General features: G+C 40.7%; 22 protein-coding genes and 1 other RNA gene. 20 read left to right on the top strand and 3 right to left on the bottom strand.

Annotated elements, in window-relative coordinates; genetic code table 11:
• Positions 1-577: 577 nt before the first annotated feature.
• Both pepC and AC4HAL_RS10285 read left to right on the top strand, forming a co-directional pair.
• Positions 578-1,915: an aminopeptidase C gene (gene pepC, locus AC4HAL_RS10290; protein WP_491094083.1), complete on the top strand. Its 1,338-nt coding sequence runs from the start codon at positions 578-580 to the stop codon at positions 1,913-1,915.
• A gap of 339 nt (positions 1,916-2,254) precedes the next feature.
• The gene (locus tag AC4HAL_RS10285; RefSeq protein WP_447451820.1) at positions 2,255-3,022 is read left to right on the top strand and encodes an epoxyqueuosine reductase QueH; all 768 of its coding nucleotides are present in this window, start codon (positions 2,255-2,257) and stop codon (positions 3,020-3,022) included.
• A gap of 474 nt (positions 3,023-3,496) precedes the next feature.
• On the opposite strand, the gene pbp1a is transcribed toward AC4HAL_RS10285, so the two are convergent.
• Both pbp1a and recU read right to left on the bottom strand, forming a co-directional pair.
• Positions 3,497-5,761, bottom strand: coding sequence for a penicillin-binding protein PBP1A (gene pbp1a / locus AC4HAL_RS10280; RefSeq protein WP_447451821.1), 2,265 nt, complete (start codon positions 5,759-5,761; stop codon positions 3,497-3,499).
• Positions 5,758-6,363 carry a Holliday junction resolvase RecU gene (gene recU, locus AC4HAL_RS10275; RefSeq protein WP_447451822.1) on the bottom strand — a complete coding sequence of 202 codons (606 nt, stop codon included), beginning with the start codon at positions 6,361-6,363 and terminating at the stop codon, positions 5,758-5,760. The genes pbp1a and recU overlap by 4 nt, the downstream gene beginning before the upstream one ends.
• A 75-nt stretch (positions 6,364-6,438) precedes the next feature.
• Between recU and AC4HAL_RS10270 the strand changes: the two genes are divergently transcribed.
• The 5 genes from AC4HAL_RS10270 (at position 6,439) to AC4HAL_RS10250 (ending at position 10,505) form a co-directional block, all read left to right on the top strand.
• The gene (locus AC4HAL_RS10270; protein WP_491094082.1) at positions 6,439-6,963 is read left to right on the top strand and encodes an SLOG family protein; all 525 of its coding nucleotides are present in this window, start codon (positions 6,439-6,441) and stop codon (positions 6,961-6,963) included.
• A gap of 89 nt (positions 6,964-7,052) precedes the next feature.
• A complete protein-coding gene (gene gpsB, locus AC4HAL_RS10265) occupies positions 7,053-7,391 on the top strand; it encodes a cell division regulator GpsB (protein WP_491094081.1) in 339 nt (112 codons plus the stop codon).
• Between the two features lie 17 nt (positions 7,392-7,408).
• Positions 7,409-7,777, top strand: an RNA gene (gene rnpB, locus AC4HAL_RS10260) — RNase P RNA component class B.
• 113 nt (positions 7,778-7,890) lie between these two features.
• Positions 7,891-9,045 carry a THUMP domain-containing class I SAM-dependent RNA methyltransferase gene (locus AC4HAL_RS10255; protein WP_447451825.1) on the top strand — a complete coding sequence of 385 codons (1,155 nt, stop codon included), beginning with the start codon at positions 7,891-7,893 and terminating at the stop codon, positions 9,043-9,045.
• 11 nt (positions 9,046-9,056) lie between these two features.
• On the top strand, positions 9,057-10,505 hold the full coding sequence (locus AC4HAL_RS10250) for a cell division site-positioning protein MapZ family protein (RefSeq protein WP_491094080.1): 1,449 nt from the start codon (positions 9,057-9,059) through the stop codon (positions 10,503-10,505).
• A 142-nt stretch (positions 10,506-10,647) separates the two neighbouring features.
• Here the strand turns inward: AC4HAL_RS10250 and AC4HAL_RS10245 are convergent, their stop codons facing one another.
• Positions 10,648-11,130, bottom strand: a complete 483-nt coding sequence (locus AC4HAL_RS10245) for an S-ribosylhomocysteine lyase (RefSeq protein WP_491094079.1) — start codon at positions 11,128-11,130, stop codon at positions 10,648-10,650.
• A 202-nt stretch (positions 11,131-11,332) separates the two neighbouring features.
• On the opposite strand from AC4HAL_RS10245, the gene AC4HAL_RS10240 reads away from it, so the two are divergent.
• From AC4HAL_RS10240 to tkt, 13 genes are all read left to right on the top strand, one after another.
• Positions 11,333-12,940 (top strand): ribonuclease Y, encoded by a 1,608-nt coding sequence (locus tag AC4HAL_RS10240; protein ID WP_491094078.1) that lies wholly within the window; start codon positions 11,333-11,335, stop codon positions 12,938-12,940.
• Positions 12,941-13,087: 147 nt separating this feature from the next.
• Positions 13,088-13,540 carry a PTS sugar transporter subunit IIA gene (locus tag AC4HAL_RS10235; protein ID WP_491094077.1) on the top strand — a complete coding sequence of 151 codons (453 nt, stop codon included), beginning with the start codon at positions 13,088-13,090 and terminating at the stop codon, positions 13,538-13,540.
• Positions 13,537-13,836: a PTS sugar transporter subunit IIB gene (locus AC4HAL_RS10230; RefSeq protein WP_491094076.1), complete on the top strand. Its 300-nt coding sequence runs from the start codon at positions 13,537-13,539 to the stop codon at positions 13,834-13,836. Before AC4HAL_RS10235 ends, AC4HAL_RS10230 begins: the two co-directional genes overlap by 4 nt.
• Positions 13,837-13,864: 28 nt before the next feature.
• Positions 13,865-15,229, top strand: coding sequence for a PTS ascorbate transporter subunit IIC (gene ulaA / locus AC4HAL_RS10225; RefSeq protein WP_491094075.1), 1,365 nt, complete (start codon positions 13,865-13,867; stop codon positions 15,227-15,229).
• Positions 15,230-15,361: 132 nt separating this feature from the next.
• Positions 15,362-17,410, top strand: a complete 2,049-nt coding sequence (locus AC4HAL_RS10220; RefSeq protein ID WP_491094074.1) for a BglG family transcription antiterminator — start codon at positions 15,362-15,364, stop codon at positions 17,408-17,410.
• 544 nt (positions 17,411-17,954) lie between these two features.
• Positions 17,955-19,877, top strand: a complete 1,923-nt coding sequence (locus AC4HAL_RS10215) for a BglG family transcription antiterminator (protein WP_491094073.1) — start codon at positions 17,955-17,957, stop codon at positions 19,875-19,877.
• 1 nt (position 19,878) lies between these two features.
• Positions 19,879-20,343, top strand: a complete 465-nt coding sequence (locus AC4HAL_RS10210) for a PTS sugar transporter subunit IIA (protein ID WP_447451834.1) — start codon at positions 19,879-19,881, stop codon at positions 20,341-20,343.
• A 13-nt stretch (positions 20,344-20,356) separates the two neighbouring features.
• Positions 20,357-20,671, top strand: coding sequence for a PTS fructose transporter subunit IIB (locus AC4HAL_RS10205; protein ID WP_447451835.1), 315 nt, complete (start codon positions 20,357-20,359; stop codon positions 20,669-20,671).
• A gap of 21 nt (positions 20,672-20,692) precedes the next feature.
• A complete protein-coding gene (locus AC4HAL_RS10200) occupies positions 20,693-21,751 on the top strand; it encodes a PTS fructose transporter subunit IIC (RefSeq protein WP_447451836.1) in 1,059 nt (352 codons plus the stop codon).
• Positions 21,744-23,018, top strand: coding sequence for a class II D-tagatose-bisphosphate aldolase non-catalytic subunit (locus tag AC4HAL_RS10195; protein WP_491094072.1), 1,275 nt, complete (start codon positions 21,744-21,746; stop codon positions 23,016-23,018). The genes AC4HAL_RS10200 and AC4HAL_RS10195 overlap by 8 nt, the downstream gene beginning before the upstream one ends.
• 12 nt (positions 23,019-23,030) lie before the next feature.
• On the top strand, positions 23,031-23,678 hold the full coding sequence (fsa, locus tag AC4HAL_RS10190) for a fructose-6-phosphate aldolase (protein WP_491094071.1): 648 nt from the start codon (positions 23,031-23,033) through the stop codon (positions 23,676-23,678).
• A gap of 4 nt (positions 23,679-23,682) precedes the next feature.
• Positions 23,683-24,381, top strand: a complete 699-nt coding sequence (locus tag AC4HAL_RS10185; RefSeq protein ID WP_491094070.1) for an HAD family hydrolase — start codon at positions 23,683-23,685, stop codon at positions 24,379-24,381.
• A gap of 107 nt (positions 24,382-24,488) precedes the next feature.
• Positions 24,489-26,474, top strand: a complete 1,986-nt coding sequence (tkt, locus tag AC4HAL_RS10180) for a transketolase (RefSeq protein ID WP_491094069.1) — start codon at positions 24,489-24,491, stop codon at positions 26,472-26,474.
• Positions 26,475-26,857 lie beyond the last annotated feature (383 nt).

The following is a 26,857-nucleotide window of genomic DNA, read 5'->3' as shown; positions in this document are numbered from 1 at the left end:
AAGGCCTTTTTATTTTGACCAAATTCAAGTAAATACCTTAGTTATTGTCACCTCAGGCCATATTTTTCTAGAGAATTTTTAAAAAAAGACAAACTCCCAAAAAGAAGTTTGTCTTCGGTCTGAAAGGCAGGTTCAATGACCTGCCTTTTAGATTCCTCTGCTCAATCGAAAAGACTTTGCTGTTTCGACTTTTTAGAGGAATGAAAATATTCAATTTGTACTTCAAAATGCTAGTAAGTTAGTGTCCAAAAAGTGACCACTTTTGAAAATCTTAGCTTATTTATTATAAATTGTTAGAATTTAGACCCCTGTTAAATCAATGTTTTGAACGATTCCAAAATTTAAATAACTGTGTAAGGAGTTTTGCATATTCATCATAGGTCTAGATGTCTCCTTAAATATAGTACATTGTCATTATATCACGTTTATCAATGATTTAAAAATGCTACTGCAGTCATGTTTATTAGTTTTACAGTATTCGTTGTTCTCTATTTTTTTCTGGTTTTATCACAATTTGCAAATTCTCAGACAAGTATTATAATGAAGTGTAGAAGAGTAAATTAGAAGGAAGTACCCTATGTCAAAAATTGATCAAGCTTTTACAGATAAATTATTTGAGAATTATCAAGCCAATGCTAAATATCGCGCACTTGAAAATGCTATTACTCACGCTGGTTTGCTAAAAAGTTTAGAAGATCGTCAGCTTGCAAGCCGCCACGATTTCTCCTTTTCTATTGATCTAACTGAGGATGAGGTGTCTAATCAAAAGCAGTCGGGACGATGCTGGATGTTTGCCGCCCTCAATACCTTTCGTCACAAATTAATTTCTGAGTTTAAACTGGAAAATTTTGAATTATCACAAGCTCACACTTTTTTCTGGGATAAATATGAGAAATCCAATTGGTTTTTAGAGCAGATTATTGCAACGGCTGATCAGGAGTTGGGGAGTCGCAAAGTGAAGTTTCTACTGGATGTTCCTCAGCAAGATGGCGGCCAATGGGATATGGTTGTAGCTCTCTTTGAAAAATATGGGGTTGTTCCAAAATCTGTTTATCCGGAATCTGTTTCATCTAGTAGTAGTCGGGAGTTAAACCAGTATTTGAATAAACTTCTACGGCAGGACGCTCAAATTTTGCGAGAGTTAGTGGCTTCTGGTGCCGGTGATAAGACTGTTCAGGACAAGAAGGCAGAGTTGCTGCAAGAGGTCTTTAATTTCTTGGCGGTTAATCTGGGACTGCCTCCTCGTCACTTTGATTTTGCTTATCGCGATGAGGACAATCACTATCACAAGGATAGTCAAATTAGTCCTCAGGCCTTCTATGAAAAGTATGTAGGCTTGAAATTGGAGGACTATGTGTCTATTATTAATGCACCAACGACAGATAAACCCTATGGTAAATCCTATACTGTTGAATTGCTTGGTAATGTTGTTGGCAGCCGCCCCGTGCGTTATCTTAATCTCGATATGAAACGATTTAAAGAATTAGCGATTGCTCAGATGCAGGCAGGAGAAACTGTTTGGTTCGGGTCAGATGTTGGTCAGTCCAGTAATCGTCAGTCGGGTGTTATGGCGGCTAAGCTTTATGATTTTGAGACTGCGTTAGATATCGCTCTGACGCAAGATAAGGCTAGTCGCTTGGATTATAGTGAAAGCCTCATGACTCACGCGATGGTATTGACTGGTGTTGACTTAGATGAACAAGGTCAACCAATTAGATGGAAAGTTGAGAATTCTTGGGGGGACAAAGTCGGTAAAGATGGTTATTTTGTAGCCTCTGATGACTGGATGGATGAATATACCTACCAAATTGTTGTTCGTAAGGACTTTTTAACTCAGGAAGAACTGGCGGCCTATGAGGCAGACCCCATTATCTTGGCACCTTGGGATCCGATGGGAGCTCTGGCATCTAAATAGTCAGACTTTCCAAGAAGCTTAAAACAGGTCGCTGATAGTAGCTTTACATAAAGAATTATTATTGTTGACATCATCTTAGTAATTCTTAATTTGTTATACCGCAGATTTTTATCAGTCTGTTGAACTTGCCAGCCATTGCACTAACTAAGAGGGTTTTTCGCCAATACCGTTGCGTTTTTTGGGATTTCCTATGCTATACTTAAGGGGAGATTAGGAGATGAACACGCCCATACTCTAGCGGAATTCGGCAAATGCTCTTATTTTTAGTGAATCGTTTTCATTTCCTAAATTCTTTTGGAGGACTTAAGACTTTGTATCTTGACTACGAGGAGGACGACCATGATTGATGTAGAAGATATCTTATCTCGAATGAACCCTAATCAGAAGGTAAATTATGATCGTGTGATGCAGCAAATGGTTAAAAAATGGCAATCGGAACAAACACGCCCACGTGTTTTGATGCATGTTTGCTGTGCTCCCTGCAGTACTTACACTCTTGAGTACATAACCCAGTACTGCGATGTAACTATTTATTTTGCCAATTCTAATATTCACCCCAAGGCTGAATATGAACGCCGTAGCTATGTAACACAGAAATTTGTTCATGACTTTAATGAAAATACTGGGGCTCAGGTGGAATTTTTAGCAGCGCCGTATGAGCCGAGTGAATTTTTCAGAACTGTTCATGGTTTGGAAGATGAGCCGGAAGGTGGTGATCGCTGCCGTGTTTGCTATGATTATCGCCTTGATAAGACAGCGCAAAAAGCTGTGGAATTGGATTTTGACTACTTTGGCAGTGCCTTAACCATCAGTCCGCATAAAAACTCACAAACCATCAATGCTGTGGGCCTCGAGGTCCAAAAAATTTATGATGCTCAGTATTTACCAAGCGATTTTAAGAAGAATAGCGGTTACCAACGTTCTGTTGAAATGTGTGAGGAATATGACATCTATAGACAGTGTTATTGCGGCTGTGTTTTCGGAGCACAGGCTCAGGGTATTGATCTTACTCAGGTGCGTAAGGAAGCTAAGGCTTTTATGCAAGGTAAGGATTTAGAACACGATTATCCCCATATTCGTTTTGTCTATAATGGAAAAGAAGCCTAAATAGGGGCAATCGCGATTGCTAGAAATATAAGTACCCTGTTCATATTGAAGCCAGTTAAAAAGTTGCTCAGGGATTGACATGAACTAACCTTCATAGAATTGGATACCCTCCAACAGTTTCCCGAACTGTTGGAGGGTATCACTTGCGTGGTCGTTAAACAGTCTAGTGGACTGTTTAAGGAGGCGTCTAAAAATAGGACTGCACCCCAAGATAAGGATCGCCAATCAGCAGTGGTTTATTAGTGCTAAAGCACCTGATGAACTGTGCAGGAGTAAGACTTCTTGGCATAGCCAACAAGTCTTACTCCCAACCACTGCGCCTCGATCTGGTAAATCTAGAATAATGCTATCGGGTCTGGCCTTTTGTCCCAGGCTCTTTTTGATGCAGTGACCACCTTTTATATTATAGCCGAGTGCCACACTACAGAAAAAGAACTTCGGAATTTTGATCCGAAGTTCTTTTGACTTGTTGAATTATTCACTATCATCTTCATCGGGCTCGTCATCTTGGTCATCCTGTCCATTAGCAGAGGAGGCACCAGGTTGGCTATTGCCGCTGCCATTAGAATCTTGAATTTGGCTATCCGAACTGCTTGATGCACCGTAAGCAGATGATGATGAACTACTGCTGTAACTATAATTTGCACTATAACCGCTCTTAGCTAGATAAGAGCCCTTGCGATATACGCCGTCAGGCATCGTCCAATCTGTAGAACCACTACCATTAGATTGAAGAAGGTAACTACTCATAGCCTGATAAACCTCAGCTGCGACATCAAGTCCTGTACCATAAACAGGAGTTAGACGGCTCTTATAGCCTGTCCAAACAGCCATTGAGTACATTGGTGTAATACCGACGAAGGACTCATCTGGAGCCATGGTGCCGACTGAACTATTGTAGAGACCCGTATTGGCTTCTACTTGGGTTAGTTCATCATCAGCATAGTTAGATGTCCCAGTCTTACCAGCGTTGAAGGCACCTGAAACAGCAGCTTTAGTGCCTGTCCCAGAAGCTAAGACGGATTTCAGCATATCTACCATCATATAAGCAGTTTCTGGAGACATAGCCTGCTTACCAGAAGATGAGAATGTTTGATCTGTACCGTTACTAAATTCTACTTTATTAATATAAAGAGGCTCATAATAGGTACCACCGTTGGCAAAGGCTGCATAAGCTGCGGCCATTTTTTCAGAGCTAGCACCATATTTTTTATCAGAACTGCTGGTATTGCTTGAGATAGCATTGGAGTACTGCAGTTCTGGGTAATTGATGCCCAGGCCACTGAGGAAGCTTTGGGCCTTTTCTAGTCCAACGGCTGCTAAGGATTTAACAGCTGGGACATTACGTGACTGCTGGATAGCAGTCTGAATTGACATACCACCCATGTATTTTCTGTCCCAGTTATAAACAGGAGTTGAAGTACCAGGGAAGCTGTAAGGAGCATCGGTTACTGGATCTCCTGTTGAGTTGTAAACTCCGTTTTCGAGAGCAGGGGCATAATCAGTAATAGGTTTCATGGTTGAACCCCAGTCACGGTCAGTCAGAGTGGCTTGGTTGGTCCCCATAGAAACTCCGTCATCCTGATGGCGGACTCCAATTTGGGCAATAACATTACCATTAGTGACATCAATAACAGTTGTTGCTACCTGCATTTGATCATCAGGATAGGGTACGTAGTCATCAGAATTAACAATATTGAACAATTGTTGTTGAGCTGCTGAGTCGACGTTGGTGTAGACTTTCAGGCCTGCACTGTAAACATCAGCTCCAGTCTTTTCAGAAACTTGAGCGACAACCTCTTTGATGTAGTTATCAAGGTAGGCATCGTAGCTTGATTTCTCAGTTTGCGGGATTAGTCCATCAGCTACGTCGGTTGCTACAGCATCGTCGTAAGTTTTCTTATCAATGCTGCCAACTTCGTACATTTCTGAAAGGACGGTATCGCGCCGTTTTTTAGCTTGCTCAGGGTTGGTATAAGGATCGTAAAGGGTTGGGGCATTTGGAAGTCCAGCTAAGAGAGCCAGCTGGGGGATAGACAAATCCGTCAAGGTTTTGCCGTAATACCCTTGGGCTGCTGTCTGCATGCCGTAATAACCATTGCCCATATAGACCTTATTGACATAGAAGGTCATGATTTCTTCTTTACTGTATTTTTTCTCTAATTGAATGGCCAGCCAGGCCTCTTGCGCTTTACGCTTTAAAGTTTTATCGGAGTTATTGGTTGAAAAATAGGCTAACTTGATCAGCTGCTGATCAAGAGTAGATCCCCCTTGCGTGCTAGAACGCGTCAGGTTGTGCCAAGCAGCCCCAATAATCCGGTAGACATCAACTCCACGGTGTTTGTAGAAGCGGTGGTCTTCGATGGCCGTAACAGCATTAACCAAGTTGACTGGGATAGAATCTGTCTTGGCACTGATACGCTTTTCTGCACCCAAGTCAGCGATTTCAGTACCATTCTTATCATAAAGAATACTCGAATTTGTAGCCACCAGCTGCTTCTCATTAAGACTAGGCGAGCTGCTGACATAATAAGCAAATAAAAGGCCGCCAGCAATCAAACCGACAATCATGAGGGAGGCCAAAACAGCCAAGAAATATTTGAAGAATTTCCAAGCCCTCTGCTTGGGAGTTAACTTTTGTCCGTGCTCGCCGGTACTTTGTCGAAATGATTTGAAGCGGTCGGATAGTTTGTTACCCATGCCCTTCCAATCAGGAGATTTGAAATTAAAATTTTTCATAAGTTTTTACTTCCGTTCAGAAAATGATAGTCAATAACATCTAAATAAGGAACTTGCGGATAGGCACTCTCTTCAATTCTAATGCCGTTTTTTTTGATATAATGAAGAGGCATAGATTTGCCCCCTTTATCAATCTGATAGAAATCAATCAGCGCTCTTGCGGGTAAGAGGTAGGTCTCTTTTAAGCTGGAAAAATGTAAGAGAACAAAGCAGATACCGCTTTGGCCGAGGACCTGCTCCATGTGTTCAACCTGATGCGCATGGAAATTTTTCATGGGCATTGCTGTCTTCTGGCGGGTTTCCTTAGCTTCAAAATCGATATAATGTCCTTTGTAAACACCAGAGTAATCTGTTGTAGAAGCTTGCCTAAAATAGGCCTCTACAATCTTGGCGCGGCTACGTTTAGGATAGTCTACCTTGACAATTTGGACCGGTGTTGGTTTTTTGTGAATGACAGCCATATGATGTGACAAATAATATTCGTTTGTTTTGTTGATAGCTGCTTCGAAAGACATCCCCCGATTGGCAAAGTCGATTTTTTTCTGCGACTGTCCTATCTTTGGAGAGGGTCTTCGAATAAGGTTATGTGGGTACTTAACCATATTTCTCCTAACTTAAATGGACTTATTTCCATAAGCCATCCCATTATACCATAAATTAAAAAAGGAATACAGTCTATGACGTCGATTCTCATAACGGGTTATAAAAATTTTGAATTAGGAATATTTAAGGACAAGGATCCCAAGGTAGCTATTATTAAAAAGGTCATAGAAAAAGCTATCCGACGTTACTGTGAGGAAGGTTTGGATTGGCTGATTTTTACTGGTAATTTAGGATTTGAGCTTTGGGCTTTTGAGGTTGCAAGGTCGCTAAAGGGAGAGTATGGTTTCCAAACCGCTGTTGTATTTCCCTTTCAGACGCATGGGCAAAATTGGAATGAGTCTAATCAAAATAAGCTTGCCCATTTTAAGCAGGCAGATTTTGTTAAATACTGTTATGAGGAATATGACAATCCCAGTCAATTCAGGCATTATCAGCAATTTTTGATCGATAATACGGACAGTGCCTATGTTTTTTACGATCCAGAAGCCGAAACGAATTTGAAATATTTTATTAGCCAAATGACCTCAAATCCACATTATTCTGTTGACTTCTTAACCTTTGAAAAACTGAATGAAATTTTATCAGATGACGAGTGGTAAAGACTTGATTTTTGATATTTTTGTCTGTATAATTATTATTTGCTAGGGCTTGGCCCTGACAAGAATTACAGATAGGTATGGAGAATAGAATGGCAAGTATTATTTTTAGTCCTAAGGACATTTACGAACAAGATTTTAAAACTAGCATGCGTGGTTACGACAAGAATGAAGTTGATGAGTTTTTGGATGATGTCATCAAAGATTATGAGACCTATGCGGCTCAGATCTCAGCCTTGCGTAAGGAAAATGAAAAACTCAAGGCTGACGTTAAAAAGGCAGCTTCTCAGCCTAGCAGTGTAGCCCCTTCTTATGGTAGTGACGGTGTGCGTACGGCTAGTGTAGCTTCTGCTCAGGCTAGTAATATCGATCTTTTGAAGCGTGTTAGTCGCTTAGAAAAAGAGGTCTTCGGCAAGCAGCTTGCGGACTAACCGAGAGTCAGTATGCAATTTTTGGATAATCGCATGTTGCCAAGAGCAGCATGAGGAAAGTCCATGCTAGCACTGGCTGTGATGCCAGTAGTGTTTGTGCTAGGTGAATTCATAAGCCTAGGGATGTTTAATTGACATTACGGCGGATAAGGAGAGCTAAGTCCTGTGATAAGCTCTCTGATCCTGAAAGTGCCACAGTGACGGAGCTCTTGCGGAAACGCAAGAGGTGGAACGCGGTAAACCCCTCAAGCTAGCAACCCAAATTTTGGTCGGGGCATGGGATAGCTGGAAAACGAACGGACTATCCCGACTGTACAAACAGTAGACAGATGATTATCGAAGGGGGCAGCACCTAGTGTCTCTGGAACAAAACATGGCTTATAGAAAATTGCATAATAGGTTTTAGAGCTAGCTCAGGCTAGCTTTTATTTTATAGTAGGAAGTCCATAAGGAGATAGAGAAGTTGAGCCTTCCTTTTTCTGCATGGAAATGAGTAAGGATGAAACAAAAATTTAATTTACTAGCAACAGCAGCGGCTGGTCTAGAGGCTGTGGTCGGACGTGAAATTAGAGATTTAGGACTTGACTGTCAGGTCGAAAATGGTAGGGTGCGCTTGCAAGGAGATATCCGCACAATCGCGGAAACAAACCTCTGGCTTCGAGCAGCTGACCGTATTAAAATTGTCGTTGGGGAATTCCCGGTACGAACGTTTGAAGAGCTTTTTCAGGGCGTTTTTGCTCTCGATTGGGAAAATTATCTACCTTTAGATGCCGCCTTTCCTGTTACCAAAGCGAAATGCGTACGCTCAAAACTGCATAATGAACCCAGTGTTCAAGCTGTTACTAAAAAGGCTATTGTAAAGAAATTGCAGCAGCATTTTCACCGTCCAGACAGTGTCCCTTTGCAGGAAACTGGAGCAACTTTTGCGATTGAAATAGCGATTCGTAAGGATAAGGCTATGGTCATGATTGATACGACAGGCGAAAGTCTTTTTAAGCGTGGTTATAGGACTGATAAAGGTGGGGCTCCTATTAAGGAAAATATGGCGGCAGCGATTATTATGTTGTCCAATTGGTATCCTGATAAACCTTTTGTCGATCCAACCTGCGGCTCTGGGACTTTTTGTATTGAAGCCGCAATGATTGGCATGAATATTGCACCAGGATTTAATCGGGATTTTGCCTTTGAAGCTTGGCCCTGGGTTGATAAAGAGCTGGTTGAGGCTGTCCGTGAGGAAGCTGACAGTAAGGCTAACTACGATATAGAATTGGATATTATGGGGACAGATATTGACTCCCGCATGATTGAAGTTGCTAAAAATAACGCCTTAGAGGCTGGCCTTGCAGATGTTATCAAATTGAAACAAATGCGCCTGCAAGACCTAAAAACAGATAAAATCAATGGTGTCATCATTTCAAATCCGCCTTATGGAGAGCGACTGCTGGATGACAAAGCGGTGGACATCTTGTATAATGAGATGGGTAAAAGCTTTGAATCGCTCAAAACGTGGAGTAAATTTATTTTGACGAGCGATGAAGCATTTGAAAGTAAGTATGGGCGACCTGCTGATAAGAAGCGCAAACTTTACAATGGAACCTTACGGGTTGATTTATATCAGTACTTTGGTCAGCGTGTCAAACGATCAGAAATGTAGAGAGGACTTTTATGGCTAAGGAAAATGAAAACGGGAAGCTGGATTTTGAAGATGCTAAAGATTTAACTGTTCAGGAAGCCTTGCGCAAGCATAAGGAAATTGAAGCGGGTGTTACTGATGATGATGGCGTCCTTGATAAATATATTAAGCAGCACCGCGATCAAGTGGTAGCTGAAAAATATGAGACGCAGACGTCTGACTTTGAAAATATTGATACGTCATCTTTGGATAGTTTCATCCAAAAACAAAGGGAAGAATTGGCTAATCAAGGCTTATTAGCTAAGGATGAGGAAACTCCAGAAGCATCTGAAACATCGCAGGAAGGCAGTGAAAGTCAAACTGAAGATGAATTTGTTGATGAAACCCGTGTTTTTGCGCCTGTTAAGAATGATAACTTAAAATCTGATATTGATCTGGCTATTGAGGAAGAGGAGCCGTCCTCACCTGTTGAAAGTGTCGCAGAAGATGAAAAGGCGGTAGATAATCTTGCTCCTTCAAAAAAGCATAGGTCTCTGATTATTGGGAGTTTAGTCGCACTTCTAGTCTTGATTTTGGGGGTTGGTTTTGGTATCAACCACTGGACAAAGCAATCGCGGACGACTGTTTCATCGAAGGCTCCTTCTAAGTCAGCAAAATCTGGGACGTCTGATTACCAAGCTTTTGAAAAATTGTATAAGGCTTTCTTCATTGATAAAAAGCGAACGCAGCTTAAAAATAGTCAATTTTCTAAGTTGTCTGATCTTAATACTAGTTTGAAAAAGCTGGATGGTACTAGTTATTACAAGACAGCTAAAAGGGATTATAATAGTTTGAACAAACAGATTACAGCTATTCAGACAGTAAATAAACTCTTTGAAAAAGCCGTTATTGTAGATGGTAAGTTAGTTAGCGATGCTAAGGCTAAAAAAGACGCTGACTTTGATAAGTTGACAGATGATACCCTGAAAACAGGTAATGCGACTCTGGATAAGCTGATTCAAGAAGCTATTTCTAAGGGAAAAGCGCAACAAGAAACAGATAAATCGTCATCAAGTAATGAAGCGTCATCGGATGATAACTCTGATAACTCTGATAACGCTGGTGGAGATACCAATGCTGGTTCATCCGCTAATACTGGTGCGATTCCATCTGGGGGGAATATTCGTCAAGCAGGAATTACCAATTATGATCCAGGTACCCTGCAAAGAGATCGAAGCCGTGTTCCTTATGATGCTGCAAAGGTTCAAGATGTTAATAATTCTGCTTGGGTCTTTGGCGATGGCATCTTGGAGAAGGTGGTTTCGACATCGCAGTCACGTGGGTATTTCTCTGGTGATGATTATATTTTGGAGCCAGTTAATATCATTAATGGTAATGGCTACTATAATATGTATAAGTCAGATGGAACTTATCTCTTTTCTATCAATTGTAAGACGGGTTACTTCTTCGGAAATGCTTCCGGACGTCCGACAGATTTTTAAGACATAAAAAATAAGCTGGGCAGGAACTGTTTAAAAATATAAAAATCACACAATCATTCTTAACTTGAAACGAATCAAGATGAGAAAAAATTGTGTGGTTTTTATTATGGACTCGTTCTTGCTCAGCCCGGATTTTTATGATTTAAACAATATGGCGTTCAAAAGCATTGTCTGAGATCCCTTGGGAAAGGATCAGTTTAGCCCACTCCTTAGCCGAATGCAGGCTGTGGTCTTTATAGTTTCCGCAGGACTCAATAGTTGTTCCTGGAACGTCGTTCCAAGTAATGCTGCTAACAATCTCTTCAAGACTGGACTTGACAGCTTTCGCGATTTCTGTCGGATTTTGCTTACCCCAAAAAATCATATGAAATCCTGTTCTGCAGCCAAAAGGCGAACAATCAATAAGGCCATCAACGCGCTGGCGAATGAGTTTAGCTAGCAGGTGTTCAATAGTGTGAAGGCCTGCTGTATCAATAGCATTTTCGTTAGGCTGAACTAGACGGAGGTCGAAGTTGGTAATGATGTCTCCGACAGGGCCTTGTTCTTCAGAAATCAAGCGGACGTAAGGTGCTTTGACTATGGTATGATCCAATTCAAAACTTTCTACTACAACATCTTTTGGCATAGGTAAACCTCCCTTTCAAAAGTTTTACTAGTCTTATCATACCATAAATGTTAGGAATAAATAAAAACAAATGATAACTGTTCTGTAAAATGCAGCGTGTCGGGGATTTGTCATGTAAGAAATATAATTGAGATATTCTTTAAAATATGCTAGACTTAAAGTTAGCCTTTTGGTAAAAAGGGTATTAGATTTGAGGTGAAACATGCTAGATATTATTTTAGTGATTGTTGCTATCCTCATTGGTTTAGGTATCGGTTATGGAGCCATGGTTGCTAAGACAAAAGCTGACCGTGAAGCTGCAGAACTAGCGCTTTTAAATGCTGAACAAGAAGCGGTTACGATTCGGGAAAAGGCTCAAGATGATGCTGTCCATATCAAAAAGACGGCTGAGTTAGATATGAAGGCTGAGCGTAAGGAGATGCTTCTTGAGGCTAAGGAAGACGCCAGAAAATATCGCGAAGAAGTTGATAAAGAATTTAAGTCTGAAAAACAAGAATTGAAGCAGATGGAGACGCGTTTAACCGAACGTGCTTCAAGTCTTGATCGTAAAGATGAGAATTTATCAAGTAAGGAAAAAACACTTGATAGTAAAGAACAAAGTCTTTCTGATAAATCTAAACACATTGATGAGCGAGAAGCAAAGATCGCACAGTTAGAAGAAGAAAAACATGCCGAGTTGCAACGAGTTGCCAACATGACTATTGCTGAGGCGCGTGATGTTATTTTGACAGAGACTGAAAGTGATTTGAGTCAGGACATCGCCAATCGGATTAAGTATGCTGATGACGAGGTCAAGCGAACGGTCGATAAGAGGGCCAAGAACTTGTTGGCTCAGGCCATGCAGCGCTTGGCTGGTGATTACGTTACCGAGCAGACCATTACGACTGTTCATTTACCTGATGACAGTATGAAGGGGCGGATTATTGGACGCGAGGGGCGTAATATCCGTACTTTAGAAAGCTTAACTGGGATTGATATCATCATTGATGACACGCCAGAGGTTGTTGTCCTTTCCGGTTTTGATCCCATCCGCCGTGAGATTGCCCGCATGACTCTGGAAGCCTTGATTCAAGACGGTCGTATTCATCCAGCTCGCATTGAGGAATTGGTTGAAAAGAACCGACAGGAAATTGACAATCGCATTCGTGAGGCTGGTGAAGCAGCTGCTTACGAAATTGGTGCTCCTAATCTTCATCCCGATTTGATTAAGATTATGGGTCGCTTGCAGTATCGGACGTCTTATGGCCAAAACGTTTTGCGTCACTCGGTTGAGGTCGGTAAACTAGCAGGTATTTTAGCTGGTGAGGTTGGCGAAAATGTTGCTTTAGCCCGCAGGGCAGGTTTTCTCCACGATATGGGGAAGGCGCTCGACCGCGATGTTGAAGGCAGCCACGTTGAAATCGGTACAGAATTTGCTCGTAAGTATAAGGAGCACCCTGTAGTCGTTAATACGATTGCTAGCCACCATGGTGATGTAGAGCCAGAGAGCGTCATTGCTGTTCTGGTTGCGGCGGCTGACGCTCTCAGTTCAGCGCGTCCGGGAGCTCGTAATGAATCTATTGAGAATTATATCAAGCGTCTGCGCGATCTGGAAGAGATTGCTTCCGGTTTCGATGGTGTTCAGAATAGTTTTGCTCTGCAGGCGGGTCGTGAGATCCGTATCATGGTACAGCCTCAGAAAATTTCTGATGATCAGGTAACTATTTTGGCTCACAAGGTTCGTAAAAAAATTGAAGATAATTTGGATTACCCCGGCAATATCAAGGTAACAGTTATCCGTGAACTGCGTGCCATTGATTATGCCAAATAAAAGTTATAAAGTCGCTAGGCAACTTAGCGGCTTTTTTGGTGCACTTTTTGTTAGCGGCCGTGACAGAAGTTGTACCTAAAAAACATTGAAACGCTTATATTTCTTGCTTATAATGATGGTAACAAGGAAATAAGGAAGGAGGCCCGTATGATATCGCGATTCTTAACCCGGGATTGTGTACGCTTTTCTGATAAAAAAATATCTTGGGAAGATGCTATAAGGTTGTCTGCCCAGCCGCTGCTTGATCAAGGTAAAATTGACGAAGTTTACATTGAGGCCATGGTCAATAAGGTAAAAGAGTTTGGTCCTTTTATTAATTTGGGGCAGGGAGTGGCTCTCCCACATGCTCGACCGGAGGAAGGTGTCAAGGATTTTGGAATGTCCGTTTTAAAATTGCAAGAGCCGGTGTTTTTATTGAATGATGAACAGCAAAAAGTGGATTTACTTTTTTGTTTAGCGGCTAGTGATAATGACAAGCACTTAGAAGCTTTGTCCTCTTTAACGAAACTTTTGTCCAATAAACAGACCTTGAAGCGGTTAAAAGAGGCCAAAACTAGTCAGGAATTTATTGCTATTATAAAGATGGAGGAAGGATCATGAAAATTTATGCTGTATGCCAAAGTGGTTTAGGAACTAGTTTTATGGTTCAAATGAATATTGAAGCAGCTTTAGAAGCAGCTGGGGTTGATAGGAATGATTTTCAGGTTGATCATGCCGATTCTGGTAGTATCAGTGGAGATATGGCAGATTATTTCTTTGCGGAAAAAACACTGGTACCAGCTTTAAATAATCTATCAGATGAAAAAATAATTCCTCTGGATTCTATTATTGATGCTGACGAAATTAAAGAAAAAGTTTTGCAGCTCTTAGACGATAATGGGATTGCGCACAGTTAATTCTGGAGATTAAAGGAGGGTCTCGGTTATGGAAAGTATCCTGAATTTATTTGTTTCGATTGTTACGCAGCCGGCGATTCTTGTTGCGCTGATTGCTCTGATTGGTTTGATTTTGCAGAAGAAAAAGATTTCTGATGTTGTTTCGGGAACGATTAAAACAGCTGTCGGTTTCCTTGTTCTGACAGGCGGAGCTGGCATTCTTCAATCAGCATTGGAACCTTTCGCGAAAATGTTTCAAGTTGCTCTTCAAGCTCAAGGAGTCGTTCCGAGTAATGAAGCTGTTGTGGCTATTGCCTTAAAAGATTATGGCAGCCAGACTGCCCTGATTATGCTGGTAGGGATGATCGTCAATATATTATTAGCCCGCTTTACAAGATTTAAATATATCTTTTTGACAGGACAAGCAATGATGTATGTTTCCTGTATTACCGCCGTTATTCTGATTAGCTCTGGTATGAAGACCAGTCCTCTGATGATTATTTTAGGCGGCATTTTTGAAGGGACACTTTTAACGATTACACCAGCCCTTTGTCAGCCATTCATGAGAAAGATAACTGGCAATGATAAGGTAGCAATGGGGCACACTGGCAATATTGGCTATGCAGTCTCTGGCTGGATTGGAAAATTTTTTGGTGATGAAACAAAGTCAACAGAGGATTTAAATGTTCCATCATCGTTTGGTTTTTTGAGGGACTCGACCGTTTCTATTATGATTCTAATGAGCTTGGTTTATTTAGTTTTAACCTTCTTTACAGGTCTTGGTTATGTGGAAAATAAATTAAGTGATGGAACCAGTGCTATCGTCTTTGCTCTTGTTCAAGCCGGAACTTTTACAGCTGGCTTTGTTGTTGTTCTTCAAGGTGTTCGGATGGTTTTGGCTGAGATTGTTCCAGCCTTTCAAGGGATCGCTAAAAAGTGGGTTCCTGATTCTAAGCCAGCCTTGGATGTTCCGATCATTTTCTCATATGCTCCCAATGCTGTGCTGATTGGCTTCTTCGTTAGCTTTATCGTGGGTACCCTATCGATGTTTGTCATGATTGCTCTTCACACGACAGTGATTATTCCGGGGGTTGTCGGACACTTCTTCTGTGGAGCAGCAGCGGGCATCTATGGGAATGCTACAGGAGGTCGCCGAGGAGCTGTCTTAGGCTCGGCAGTCAACGGTGTGCTCTTGAGCTGGCTTCCTTTGTTTATATTGCCACTGCTAGGCTCTTTAAAATTGGCGGCTTCAACCTTTGCCGATACGGACTACTTAATTCCAGGATGGATTTTAGGTACGTTGGGTCAAGCCGGTCCTGTGGTTTTAGTAGCTAGCATTGTTGCTTTTGTACTACTTGTTATCATGGCTAGTTTTCTTTTGGGAAGGAAGGTAAGATCTGTCAGCGGTGAATAAATAAGTCAACTATCGTCCTAACCAATTCGGGCGGTAGTTTTTGATTTCGAAATAAGGTATCAGTAGGTTAGAATGATTATATATACTGACTAGTACTAATGATTGATTTGCACCAAAGGTTGGAGGACAAGTATGCTTGATAAGCGGTTAAGAGATCTGGCTAATTTTTTTATCAGGGAGAGACGAAGCAGCCTAGCTGTTTTAGAAAATTATTTAGGCTTGTCGCGTCGGCAAATTACATACGTACTCGATCGCTTAAATGAACTCTTTCGAGAAAATCAAATTTCACCGATTTCTTATCTAGGACGGGAGCTCGAACTCACAGATAGGCAGTTGGATTTTCTGTCACAACTGCTTACTACCTCTCAAACGAAGAATTATATTATGAACACTGAAGAGAGGCAGAAGTTTCTTTATTTGATGCTAGTTGCCGTTGATTTGGACTATATTTCCTTAGCAGATATTGTGGATGACTTACGGGTTAGCAAGACAACTGCTCTGGCTGATTTGAAAAATTTGGAAAAGTGTTTAAAGGTCAAGGGTATCACTCTAGCCTATTCTAGGGATAAAGGCTACCATCTTTTGGGTGATGAATTAGTGTTGAGGAACCTGCTTTTTGAATGGTTAACAAAAGATATTGAAGAGGATAATAGTATTATCTACGATGTCTACATGTCAAGATTTAAGACTGAAAATGTTGAAACGCTTGTCCAAAAAATCCGTTTATTGAAGCAGTCCTATCATCTCCGTCTAGTAGAAAGTCGGATGGTTGAGCTAGCCTATTTTATTGTTTTAATTTTAAATCGTTTAAGAGGGGGATTCTATCAAGGAACCGATTTTTCAGAGATTGAGCTCTCAGATTTTGAGGAATACCATTTTGTTCAAGCCTTGCTAAAAAGTCTGAACATAAATAGTAGCAAAGAAAGTTCATTTTTATCCGCCTTAGTTTTGGGAGAATCAGTAGGCGATATTAATTGTGCCTCACCAGATAGGGCAAAAATTTTAAAACTAACAGAGGCAATGGTCACTCATTTTAAGACCTTATCTGGAATTTACTTTACGGAAGGGTACGATATCGTAGGGCAAATTTATAGCCATTTAAGGCCAACTTATTACCGCCTACTGTTTCATCTACCCATCAATAATATATTAGTTGATAAGGTAAAGTCGGAGTACCCTAGTATTTTTTATCTCGTTGAAAAGGCTTTGCAAGAGACAGAAGGTCTAAAAATGTTTGTGGTTCCAGATGAAGAATTAGCCTTTTTGACGATGCACTTTGCCTCCATCTTGACGAAGAACCAGCAAAGGGGTCCTCATCGATCAGTCAGAGCGTTGGTTGTTTGTACGAATGGTGTAGGCAGTTCGGCTATCCTGTTTGAAGAATTAGACCATTTATTTACCGAAATAGATTTGCTGGGGCCGATGACTATGGAGAAAATGATGACAATGGCTGATGATGATTTTGATATTATTTTTTCTACAGCTAGTAACCTTTCGATTTATCAAATGCATAAGCCTGTTTTTATTGTTAATCCTGTTATGACTAGCGATGAAGAGTACCGTCTAGTCAGACGGGTTTATGAGACTGTAGGAAATTCTTATTTTAAGCTGCCTAATGTAGACGACTTGATGGCGATTATCGAAAAATATACGATTATTCAAAACAACTCATCTTTGCGGCAGGAACTGTCTCAATACCTTTCTCCTCAATCGAGAGATAGCAAGCGTCCTTCCGAAAAATTAGGTTTAAGTGATGTATTAAAAAAGGAGTTTGTCCTTGTTCTTGAAAATGTATCCAGTTTGCATGAGGCAGTTGAAATGGTGGCTCAGCCATTAGTGGAAAAAAATGTCATTGAGGTGAGTTACACTAATCAGGTTTTAGAAAATCTGGATCAAAACTTGCAAAATTTTTTAATCGCTCCAGAAGTGTTATTGCCCCATGCCTATCCTAATGGTGTTAATGCTATAGGGGTAGGTTTAGCTGCATTGCCGAAGCCACTTGAGACGACTTTTGGTCAGATTAACCTGATTATTTTTCTTGCCGCTGTGGATAATGAGAGTCATCTGCAGGTCATGAAAGACCTGCTCAAGCTCCTTTCAAATCAAACACTCATCAATAAGCTGAAGGGATTAAGGTCTCAGGAAGAAATTTATGACTTGCTTCAAAAGACGTTCAAGTAAACATGGCTGGTTTTAGGCTGGCCAATCCAATGTTATTAAGTTAAGTAAATCCTAGATTGTATGCCCCATCTGAGTGTAGGAAATTTTGCAGTTTCAGCACTCAGATGGTTTTTTGTGTGCACTAAACGCCATGTTTGAGCAATTTTAGCAGTAAGGACCCGAGGATATTCATAGAAAGTCTCAGACTAGATTGTTGTTTTTGAATAAAGGCTGTATTGGAGACCGACAGGATTTGACTAAGAATTTTCTTAGGTAAGAGGCTTCTACTCATGCTAAGGATGGTGGAATTAGCAGTCTTTATAGATGAACCTCGCGTACGGGTAAGGGGAAGTTTAGAATGGCAATTTACCAGTATTTTGACTAGTTAGGATATCTAAAAAGTGAGTTTTTAGAGCTGCTCTTTATAGTGATTATTAAGGTTATGATTTTGCAGCAACATTACATAGCTAATAGAAACTTGTTGCAAGAAGATGTTATTTTCAAAGGTAATTTTTCTCTATATAATGTAAGCGTAAACAATCGAGAGCTAGAAAGGAGGGATAAGGTGTTAAATAAGCGTCAAGAAGATATTCTCCACTATATTGAAGACGGCAGGGAATACGTAACAATCGAAACAATTGCTAATAATTGTGGCTTATCCAAGCGGACAATCCATTCAGAGTTGCAAGCTGTTTCGAATTATCTTGAACAAGAAGGAAGGCATCTAGAGAAAAAACGCGGTGTCGGAATCACTATAAAAGATAATCTGGAAAAAAGTTTTGACCGAAAAAGTGAGACTATTTCGCCTGATGTTAGTGATGTCTTGGAACGCCGTATGGAAATCATGCGATGTCTGCTTTTTGATAATAAATATCTTACTTATCAATACCTGTCTGATCTATTTTTTGTCAGTAAAAGTTCTATTGTCAAAGATTTTGAATTTATTATGTCAGTTTTAGGTGCAGACTCGGCAGTTTCTTTGACCAGCAATCGCCATGGTACCAAGTTACAGGGTACAGAAGCTGATTTTCAAACGGCTATGCTTCAGTTTAATCGCTTTGTCATGTCACATGCTGAAATTTATGCAGACGACATGCTGCATAAAAATATTGATATTTTGTCCATCTACTATGGCGATGACATTGTAAAAACTTGTAAAAATATTTTCTATTCCTATATCAGGAAGTACTCAAACGTTATATCTGATCACTATGTTCAAAATGTTTTGAGTATCTTTATTATCTTAACTTACCGCAGCAGTGAGGATAATCATCACTTGGCAGCGGACAATCCCAACAAAGTATCCGAAAAATTTTTTGAAGACAGTGCAGAGGCTATTTTAGATAAGGTGACACTGAGACTGGGGATTCATTTTACGAGCGAGGATAAGCAATTCTTTTCTAAACATTTAGTTTTAAATCGTTTTGAAGGAGTAACAGGCGGTTCGCAGTTTGCGGAGTTTGCAGATAGATTATTGCAAAGAATGACCGATAGCCTAAAAATCGATTTTTTAAGCGATGAAAAACTAGTCAAACAGTTAAAGGATCACATTCCGGCCATGATGTACCGCCTGCAGTCTAATATGACAGTGGAAAACCCATTTACTTCTCAGATTAAACGAGAATTCTCTTTGATGTTTAATCTTATTTCGATGGTGATTGTTGAGATTGAAAGTGATTATCAGGTTGTTTTTAATGAAAATGAAATTGCTTTTTTGACAACTTACTTCCAATCGGCTATTGAGCGAGCCAAAATCAACAAAAGAATTTTAGTTGTCTGCCAGATGGGGATTGCCACATCGGAATTGCTAGTCAATAGAATCAAGAAGGCTTTACCTTCTATAGATACGATTGAACTATCTTCTGTAGCAGAATTGGAGTTTCTTGATATTACTGTCTATGATTTTGTCATCTCCACGGTGCATTTGGACATTCCTGATAAGAATATTATCTTCGTCTCACCCTTTTTAACAAAAAATGATATTGAAAGAATTAAGGGAGCGGGGTATACGCCAAGCCTTCTTCCCTACAGTCAGGCTGTTAGTCAGTTTCATCATCTATTTGGAAAGTTATCAGAAGACAGCATTCTATTGAATACAGCTTTTGAAGACCGAAAGGGCCTTTTTAAAGAGTTTGGTCGTTATCTGGTAGAGAAGGGATACGTAGCTCCAGAATTTATTGGGGATTTATTTCATAGAGAGCAATTAGGTGCTACGGATTTACCTGTTGGTGTCGCTATTCCTCACGGAAACCCTCAACATATTAAACAAACCCAGATTTTCCTGCTGCGAAATAAGAAAAAAATTAGGTGGGATAAGTATCAAGTAGATATTATTTTTATGATTTGCGTGTGTAAAGATGATCTTATACTAACAAGGGGAATCTTGACTGATATTTATAACATTATTGATAATCCCAAATTATTAAAATTAATTCGGCATGAGAATCAGTCATCTAAATTATTGAAACATTTGCAGGGAGGACATTAAAATGAGTGAAATTCAAGCATCTTTAAAAGATGTTGTCAGTAAAAATCTAATCTTTTTAGATGATGATTTTCAAAAACCATATCAGGTTTTAGATTATATTAGTACTCAGGCAAAAAAACATGGTTATATTGATAACCGAGACAGCTTTTTGACAGCTGTTCAAGAGCGAGAAAGAGAAGTCGCAACAGCGATTGGTTATCTTGTTGCAATCCCGCACGGGAAAACCAGTGCAGTCACCTCTCCCTTTATTGCCTTTATGCGTTTAAAGCACATGATCCATTGGGGAGATGAGCCAGTCAGATTAGTTTTCTTGATTGGAGTGCCTGAATCTGAGGCAGGCAAGCTTCACTTAAGATTTATCTCTCAGCTGAGTAAAAGGTTATTGGATGAGGAATTTAGAAATCGGTTGCTTGAGCAAGATACATTGGAAAATGTATATAAGCAATTAACATCTATTGATATTTAAGGAGGTGGTCCATATGAAAGTTGTGGCCGTAACAGCTTGTCCAACAGGTGTCGCTCATACCTATATGGCTCAAGAGGCTATTGAAAAAGAGTGTAGAAAACGTGGTTATGATGTCAAGGTTGAGACGCAAGGCAGTATGGGGATAGAAAACGAACTTGATCAGGATGACGTAGCCAATGCTGATGTTGTTATTTTGGCAGTAGCTATTGGGATTGATGGACTGGAACGTTTTGAAGAAAAGGAGGATAAGGGGAAAGTTCTTAATATTGATCCAAGTGAGGTCATTAAACATCCTGCTGAAGCGCTTGATACCGCAGAAAAACTATAAAAGTACTAGGAGGAGGCTAGTATGAGTAAAGAAAACAAATTGTGGAAGGACTTACAAAAAGCTTTTAATACTGGGGTGTCCTACATGTTACCTGCGGTAGTCGTAGGCGGTATTTTCTTAGCTATTGCTCTTGGGACAGGGAAAACCGGAGATTCTGGGATAGAAGTGTCTAATCAATTTATGAAGAATCTCAATGATCTAGGTAGTGCAGGTTTTGCCATGATGATTCCGATTTTATCAGGCTATATTGCTTATTCTATTGCGGGAAAGCCTGGTCTAGCTCCGGCTATGATCCTAGGTTATGTGGCTAATAATCCTATCGGGTCGGAACAGGTCCAAACGGGATTCTTAGGAGCTATGCTAATGGGGGTAGCTTCGGGTTATTTTGTCAAATGGTGTAAAACGTGGAAGGTACCAAGTACGATAAAAACTATTATGCCCATTTTGATTGTTCCCGTTATTACAACCTTTGTATTGGGGATGATTTATATCTACATTGTTTCAGTGCCTATAGGTATAGCAATGGATTGGCTGGTTGATACTTTAAGTAGTCTTCAGGGGGGCAGTGCCCTTATCCTTGGGCTAATCCTTGGCGCCATGACAGCAGTGGATATGGGCGGACCAATCAATAAGACAGCGACTGCTTTCACCCTCGCTCTTATGGCAGAAGGTGTGTACGCACCCAATGGTGCTCACCGCATAGCAGTGGCCATTCCACCCTTGGCTTTGGCGATCTCAACTATTGTCGATCGTAAAAAATATACAGCTGAGGATAAAGATCTTGGTATTTCTGCCTTGTTCATGGGAGTAATTGGTATCACTGAAGGTGCCATTCCTTTTGCTATTAAAGACATTAAGCGTGTTTTACCTGCTATTATTGCGGGGAGCGCTGTAGGAGGTGCTCTTGGAATGGTCAATGGTGTTGAAGCTTTAGTGCCTCACGGTGGCCTTATCATTTTACCTGTTGTCAATGGGAAGCTTTGGTATGTGCTTGCTATGTTGATTGGAACTTTGGTATCAGTTCTTATCTTACATTTTGTGAAACCCAATTTAGAAGAAACGGAGAAGAAAAATGGATAAATTACCTATTAAAACAGTTGTTCAAGGACTTTTAGACTTACAAGCTACTGGTGATAGTGCCACAATTTTAGGAGTTGGCCCAATGTCAAAGAATTGTGTACAGGCGACTCTTGAACTCTCACAGGAAGATGACTACCCGGTTATGTTTATTGCTAGTCGTAATCAGGTAGATGCAGATGCGCTGGGAGGAGGCTATGTTAATGGCTGGAATCAGTTTACATTTGCTCAAGCAGTGGCCGAAGTAGCTGAGGAAATAAAATATGACAATCTTTATTATCTTTGCCGTGATCATGGTGGACCATGGCAGCGAGATAAAGAGCGTAATGATCATCTTCCCGTTGATGAAGCTATGGAACTTGGTAAAAAATCATATATAGCTGATATTGAAACAGGTTTTGATCTTCTGATGATTGATCCTACTAAGGATCCATTTGAAATCGGTAAGGTCATCCCACTTGATGTTGTTTTGAAACGAACAGTTGAACTTATTGAATTCTGCGAACAAGAACGAAAGGTTCGCCATTTGCCAGAAATCGGTTATGAGGTTGGTACTGAAGAGACAAATGGAGGTTTGACCTCTACGGAAACATATGAAACTTTTATCATTCAGCTTCGCGAAGAATTGAATAAGCGCCAATTACCGATGCCTACCTTTATAGTTGGTCAAACTGGGACCCTAACACGTAAAACAGAACAGGTTGGTCACTTCAACTTAAAAAATGCTGTTGATCTATCACAGATGGCCAAAAAGTACGGCGTAGGATTGAAGGAACATAACGGAGACTACCTTGACGATGTCACTCTTCTTGAACATATTCCTTCTCATGTGACAGCTACCAATGTTGCGCCACAATACGGGACAGAAGAAACACGCGCTTATTTGAATTTGGCTAAAGTTGAAGCAAAATTAGTTGAGTATGGCCTAGTTAAGGAAGCTTCTAATACCCGTGAAGTTCTTCTTGTTCATGCTATTAAGAGCGAACGTTGGAGAAAATGGATGGTTGGGGATCAAACAAAGTTAACTGTTGACGAAATCTTAAAAGGTGATAAGGAGCTTCAAGAGGAGATTCTTGATATTGCGGGACACTATACCTTTAATGATGATGAAGTTAAGGCTGAGATTGATAAATTATATGCTAATTTATCGGCCCATGATATTGATGGCAAGCGCTATGTTATCGATCATATTAAACGTCCAATACGGGACTATGCAGAATGTTACAATCTAAAAGGTGTAACAAGCCGTATTAGAAATTTGTCAAAATAGTGGGGGAAGATTATGAAGTTTTTCCTAGATACTGCGAATGTTGAACAGATCAAACAAATTGATGAGCTTGGTGTTGTTGATGGTGTCACAACCAATCCAACTATTATTTCGCGAGAAGGTCGTGATTTTGAAGAAGTTATTAAGGAAATTTGTGGTATCGTTTCTGGTCCAGTAAGTGCCGAAGTCACAAGTATAAGAGCTGATGACATGATTTTAGAAGCCAGGACCCTCTCTCAGTGGGCTCCTAATGTGGTTGTTAAAATACCGATGACGGCAGAAGGACTAAAAGCGGCTAAAGTTTTGTCCAAAGAGAAGATCAAAACTAATCTTACTCTGATTTTCACAGTTTCACAAGGATTGATGGCTATGAAAGCGGGGGCAACTTTTATTAGTCCTTTTGTCGGACGTTTAGAAGATACCGGAGCCGACGCCTATCAGTTAATCGCTGATTTACGCTCCATTATTGATCGTTACGATTTTAAAACTGAGATTATTGCGGCTAGTATTAGGAATACCAAGCATGTGGAATCAGTAGCAAAATTGGGGGCTCATATAGCGACTATTCCAGATAATTTGTTTATAAAAATGACGGAGCATCCTTTAACTAAGAGCGGACTTGAAACGTTTTTGAATGATTGGAAATTATTTAAAAGGAAGTAAGACCATGCTCGCTTTGTATTTTGATGTAGATGATACTTTATATGATCAGTCTGTCCCTTTTCAGCGTGCCTTTTGTAAAAATTTTTCCTTTGATATTTCAATTGAAAGCTTGTATAAAGTCAGCCGAAGGTTAAGTGATACTGTTTTTGAACTATCAGAAAACGGGCAAATATCAATGCAAGAGATGCATATTTATCGTATCAAAGAGGCTCTAAAGAAATTTGGCTATCGTATTTCAGATGAAGAGGCGCTTAGATTTCAAAAAGATTATGAAAATTATCAAAAAAAGATTACGCTCTCTCCTCAAATCAAAGCTATGCTGGCTCAGTTAGCTGAAAGTGGTGTCACACTTGGGGTTATTACAAATGGTCCTAAAGGGCATCAGCAACAAAAGATTAAACAATTGGGCCTACAAGAATGGTTTTTATCGGAGCGTATTATTATTTCGTCAGACGTGGGTGTTGCAAAACCTGATCAGGCTATTTTTGCTTTAGCTTATCATGCCATTTCTTTGCCCCTATCTCAATGTTATTATATTGGGGATTCTTTTGAAAATGATGTTAAAGGAGCCAAGGGGGCTGGCTGGAAATCGATCTGGTTTAACAGAAGGGACAATTCTTTTTCTGAAGGTGACCTAAGACCTGATAAGATTGTTTCAAGTGAGGAAGAATTGGCTAAAACAATCCTAGGATTGGTGCTATAGCAGCCTTTTGAAGTTTTTTACAACCGTTTTCAGAATATTTGATTTATTTATGATACAATAACGATATAGATTCTTATTCTTTTTTATATAGAAAGGTCGTTCCAGTCATGTCGTTTGATAATATTGATCAATTGGCGGTCAATACCGTCCGTTCACTGTCGATTGAAGCTATCCAAGCTGCTAATTCAGGTCACCCTGGTCTGCCAATGGGTGCTGCACCAATGGCTTATGTTTTGTGGAATCGCGTGATGAATGTTAATCCTAAGACCAGCCGTTCATGGAGCAATCGCGACCGCTTTGTTTTATCTGCTGGTCACGGTAGCGCCCTACTCTACAGTCTCTTGCACTTATCCGGTTATGATGTCAGCATGGATGATCTGAAAAATTTCCGACAATGGGGTTCTAAGACGCCAGGCCACCCAGAAGTGGGACATACCGATGGTGTTGAAGCGACCACCGGTCCGCTCGGTCAGGGGATTGCTAACGCTGTTGGTATGGCTATGGCAGAAGCCCATCTAGCTGCTAAATTTAATAAGCCTGATTTTGATATTGTTGATCATTACACCTATGCTCTTAATGGTGATGGCTGCCTGATGGAAGGGGTTAGTCAGGAAGCAGCAAGTTTGGCAGGTCACCTCAAACTAGGTAAGCTGATCTTGCTCTACGATTCCAATGATATTTCTCTCGATGGCCCAACTTCAATGACTTTTACGGATGATATTAAGGGCAAATTTGAAGCTTATGGCTGGCAGCATATTTTAGTAGAAGATGGCAATGATCTTGAAGCTATCGCGACTGCTATTGAAGCTGCTAAGGCTGAAAAGGATAAGCCATCAATCATTGAAGTCAAAACAGTTATCGGGTTCGGTGCTGAAAAACAAGGAACGTCAGCTGTACATGGGGCACCGCTAGGACAAGAAGGTATTGACTATGCTAAGAAAGCATGGGGCTATGATTATCCTGCCTTTACTGTACCTGATGAGGTTAAACGTCGCTTTGAAGTTGGAATCCAATTCCGCGGTGAAGCGGCTGAAAATGCTTGGGCTACCAAGTTCAGTGAATATGAAAAAGCTTATCCAGAACTGGCAGCTGAGTATAAGGCAGCTTTTGCCGGTCAGCCAGAGTCCGTTGAGCTGGAAGCTCATGAGCTTGGTACAGCAGTGGCTAGCCGGGTTTCTAGTCAGTCCGCAATTCAGCAAATCTCAGCGCAGCTTCCTAATTTCTGGGGTGGTTCGGCTGATTTATCGGCTTCTAACAATACCATGGTTAAGGCTGAAACTGATTTTCAGGCAGATAACTATGCTGGTCGGAACATCTGGTTTGGTGTACGGGAATTTGCCATGGCGGCAGCTATGAATGGGATTGCTCTGCATGGCGGTACGCGTGTTTATGGCGGCACTTTCTTTGTCTTCTCAAACTATCTCCTGCCTGCTGTTCGGATGGCGGCCCTACAAAACCTGCCGACTGTCTATGTGATGACGCATGATTCAGTTGCCGTTGGTGAAGATGGCCCTACCCATGAGCCAGTTGAACAATTGGCTAGTGTCCGCTCCATGCCAAATCTCAATGTGATCCGGCCAGCTGATGGTAACGAGACCAACGCTGCTTGGCAGCGAGCTTTGGCTGAAACTGACCGTCCAACCATGTTGGTTCTGACCCGTCAAGGCTTGCCTGTCTTAGAGGGTACCAAAGAAAAGGCAGCAGACGGTATCAACAAGGGGGCTTATGTTCTGTCAGAAGCCAAGGGTGATTTGGATGGTATCATCATTGCGACAGGTTCTGAAGTGAAGTTGGCTTTGGATACACAGGCAGCTCTAGAAGCTGAAGGCAAACACGTGCGTGTGGTTTCCATGCCGGCACAAAATATTTTTGATGAACAAGATGCCATCTACAAAGAAAGTGTTCTCCCAGCGGCTGTAACCAAACGTTTGGCGATTGAAGCTGGTGCGAGCTTGGGCTGGGGTAAATATGTCGGCCTAGCAGGCAAGACCTTGACCATTGATACTTGGGGAGCTTCGGCACCAGGTGGCAAAATCTTTGAGGAGTATGGTTTTACAGTTGATAATGCCAAAAAACTCTACGATTCCTTGTAAAATAAGCTTTTTATCCTAACATATGGTAAAAAACTAATATTTGAAAGAGAGTGGGACTTAATCAGTAAATCGTGGTAAAATCACGATTTTGATTTTCCCCACTCTCTTATTTTAAGGATCAGGCCTCTGCCACTTTCTTGTTTTTAGGTGGCAGGCTTTGGCAGTCTATCCCAGACTGCCAAAGTCCACTGGAGCAGGAGCATTTTGACCCTTGTTTTACAAGCTTTATTTCTCAATTAAACAGGTCTACTAGACCTGTTCAGACTGAAGACAAAGCTCTTGGAATTACATTTCTAAGAGCTTTTTGCTCTGTTTAGGAGTATACTAAAAGAAAACAGTTTGTGAGGTAAGGCCATGTTTCACAAAGAAAAGCCAGATTATAA

The organism is Streptococcus sp. ELY_125 (genome assembly GCF_058314535.1).
This window is presented reverse-complemented; position numbering and strand designations above follow the sequence as displayed.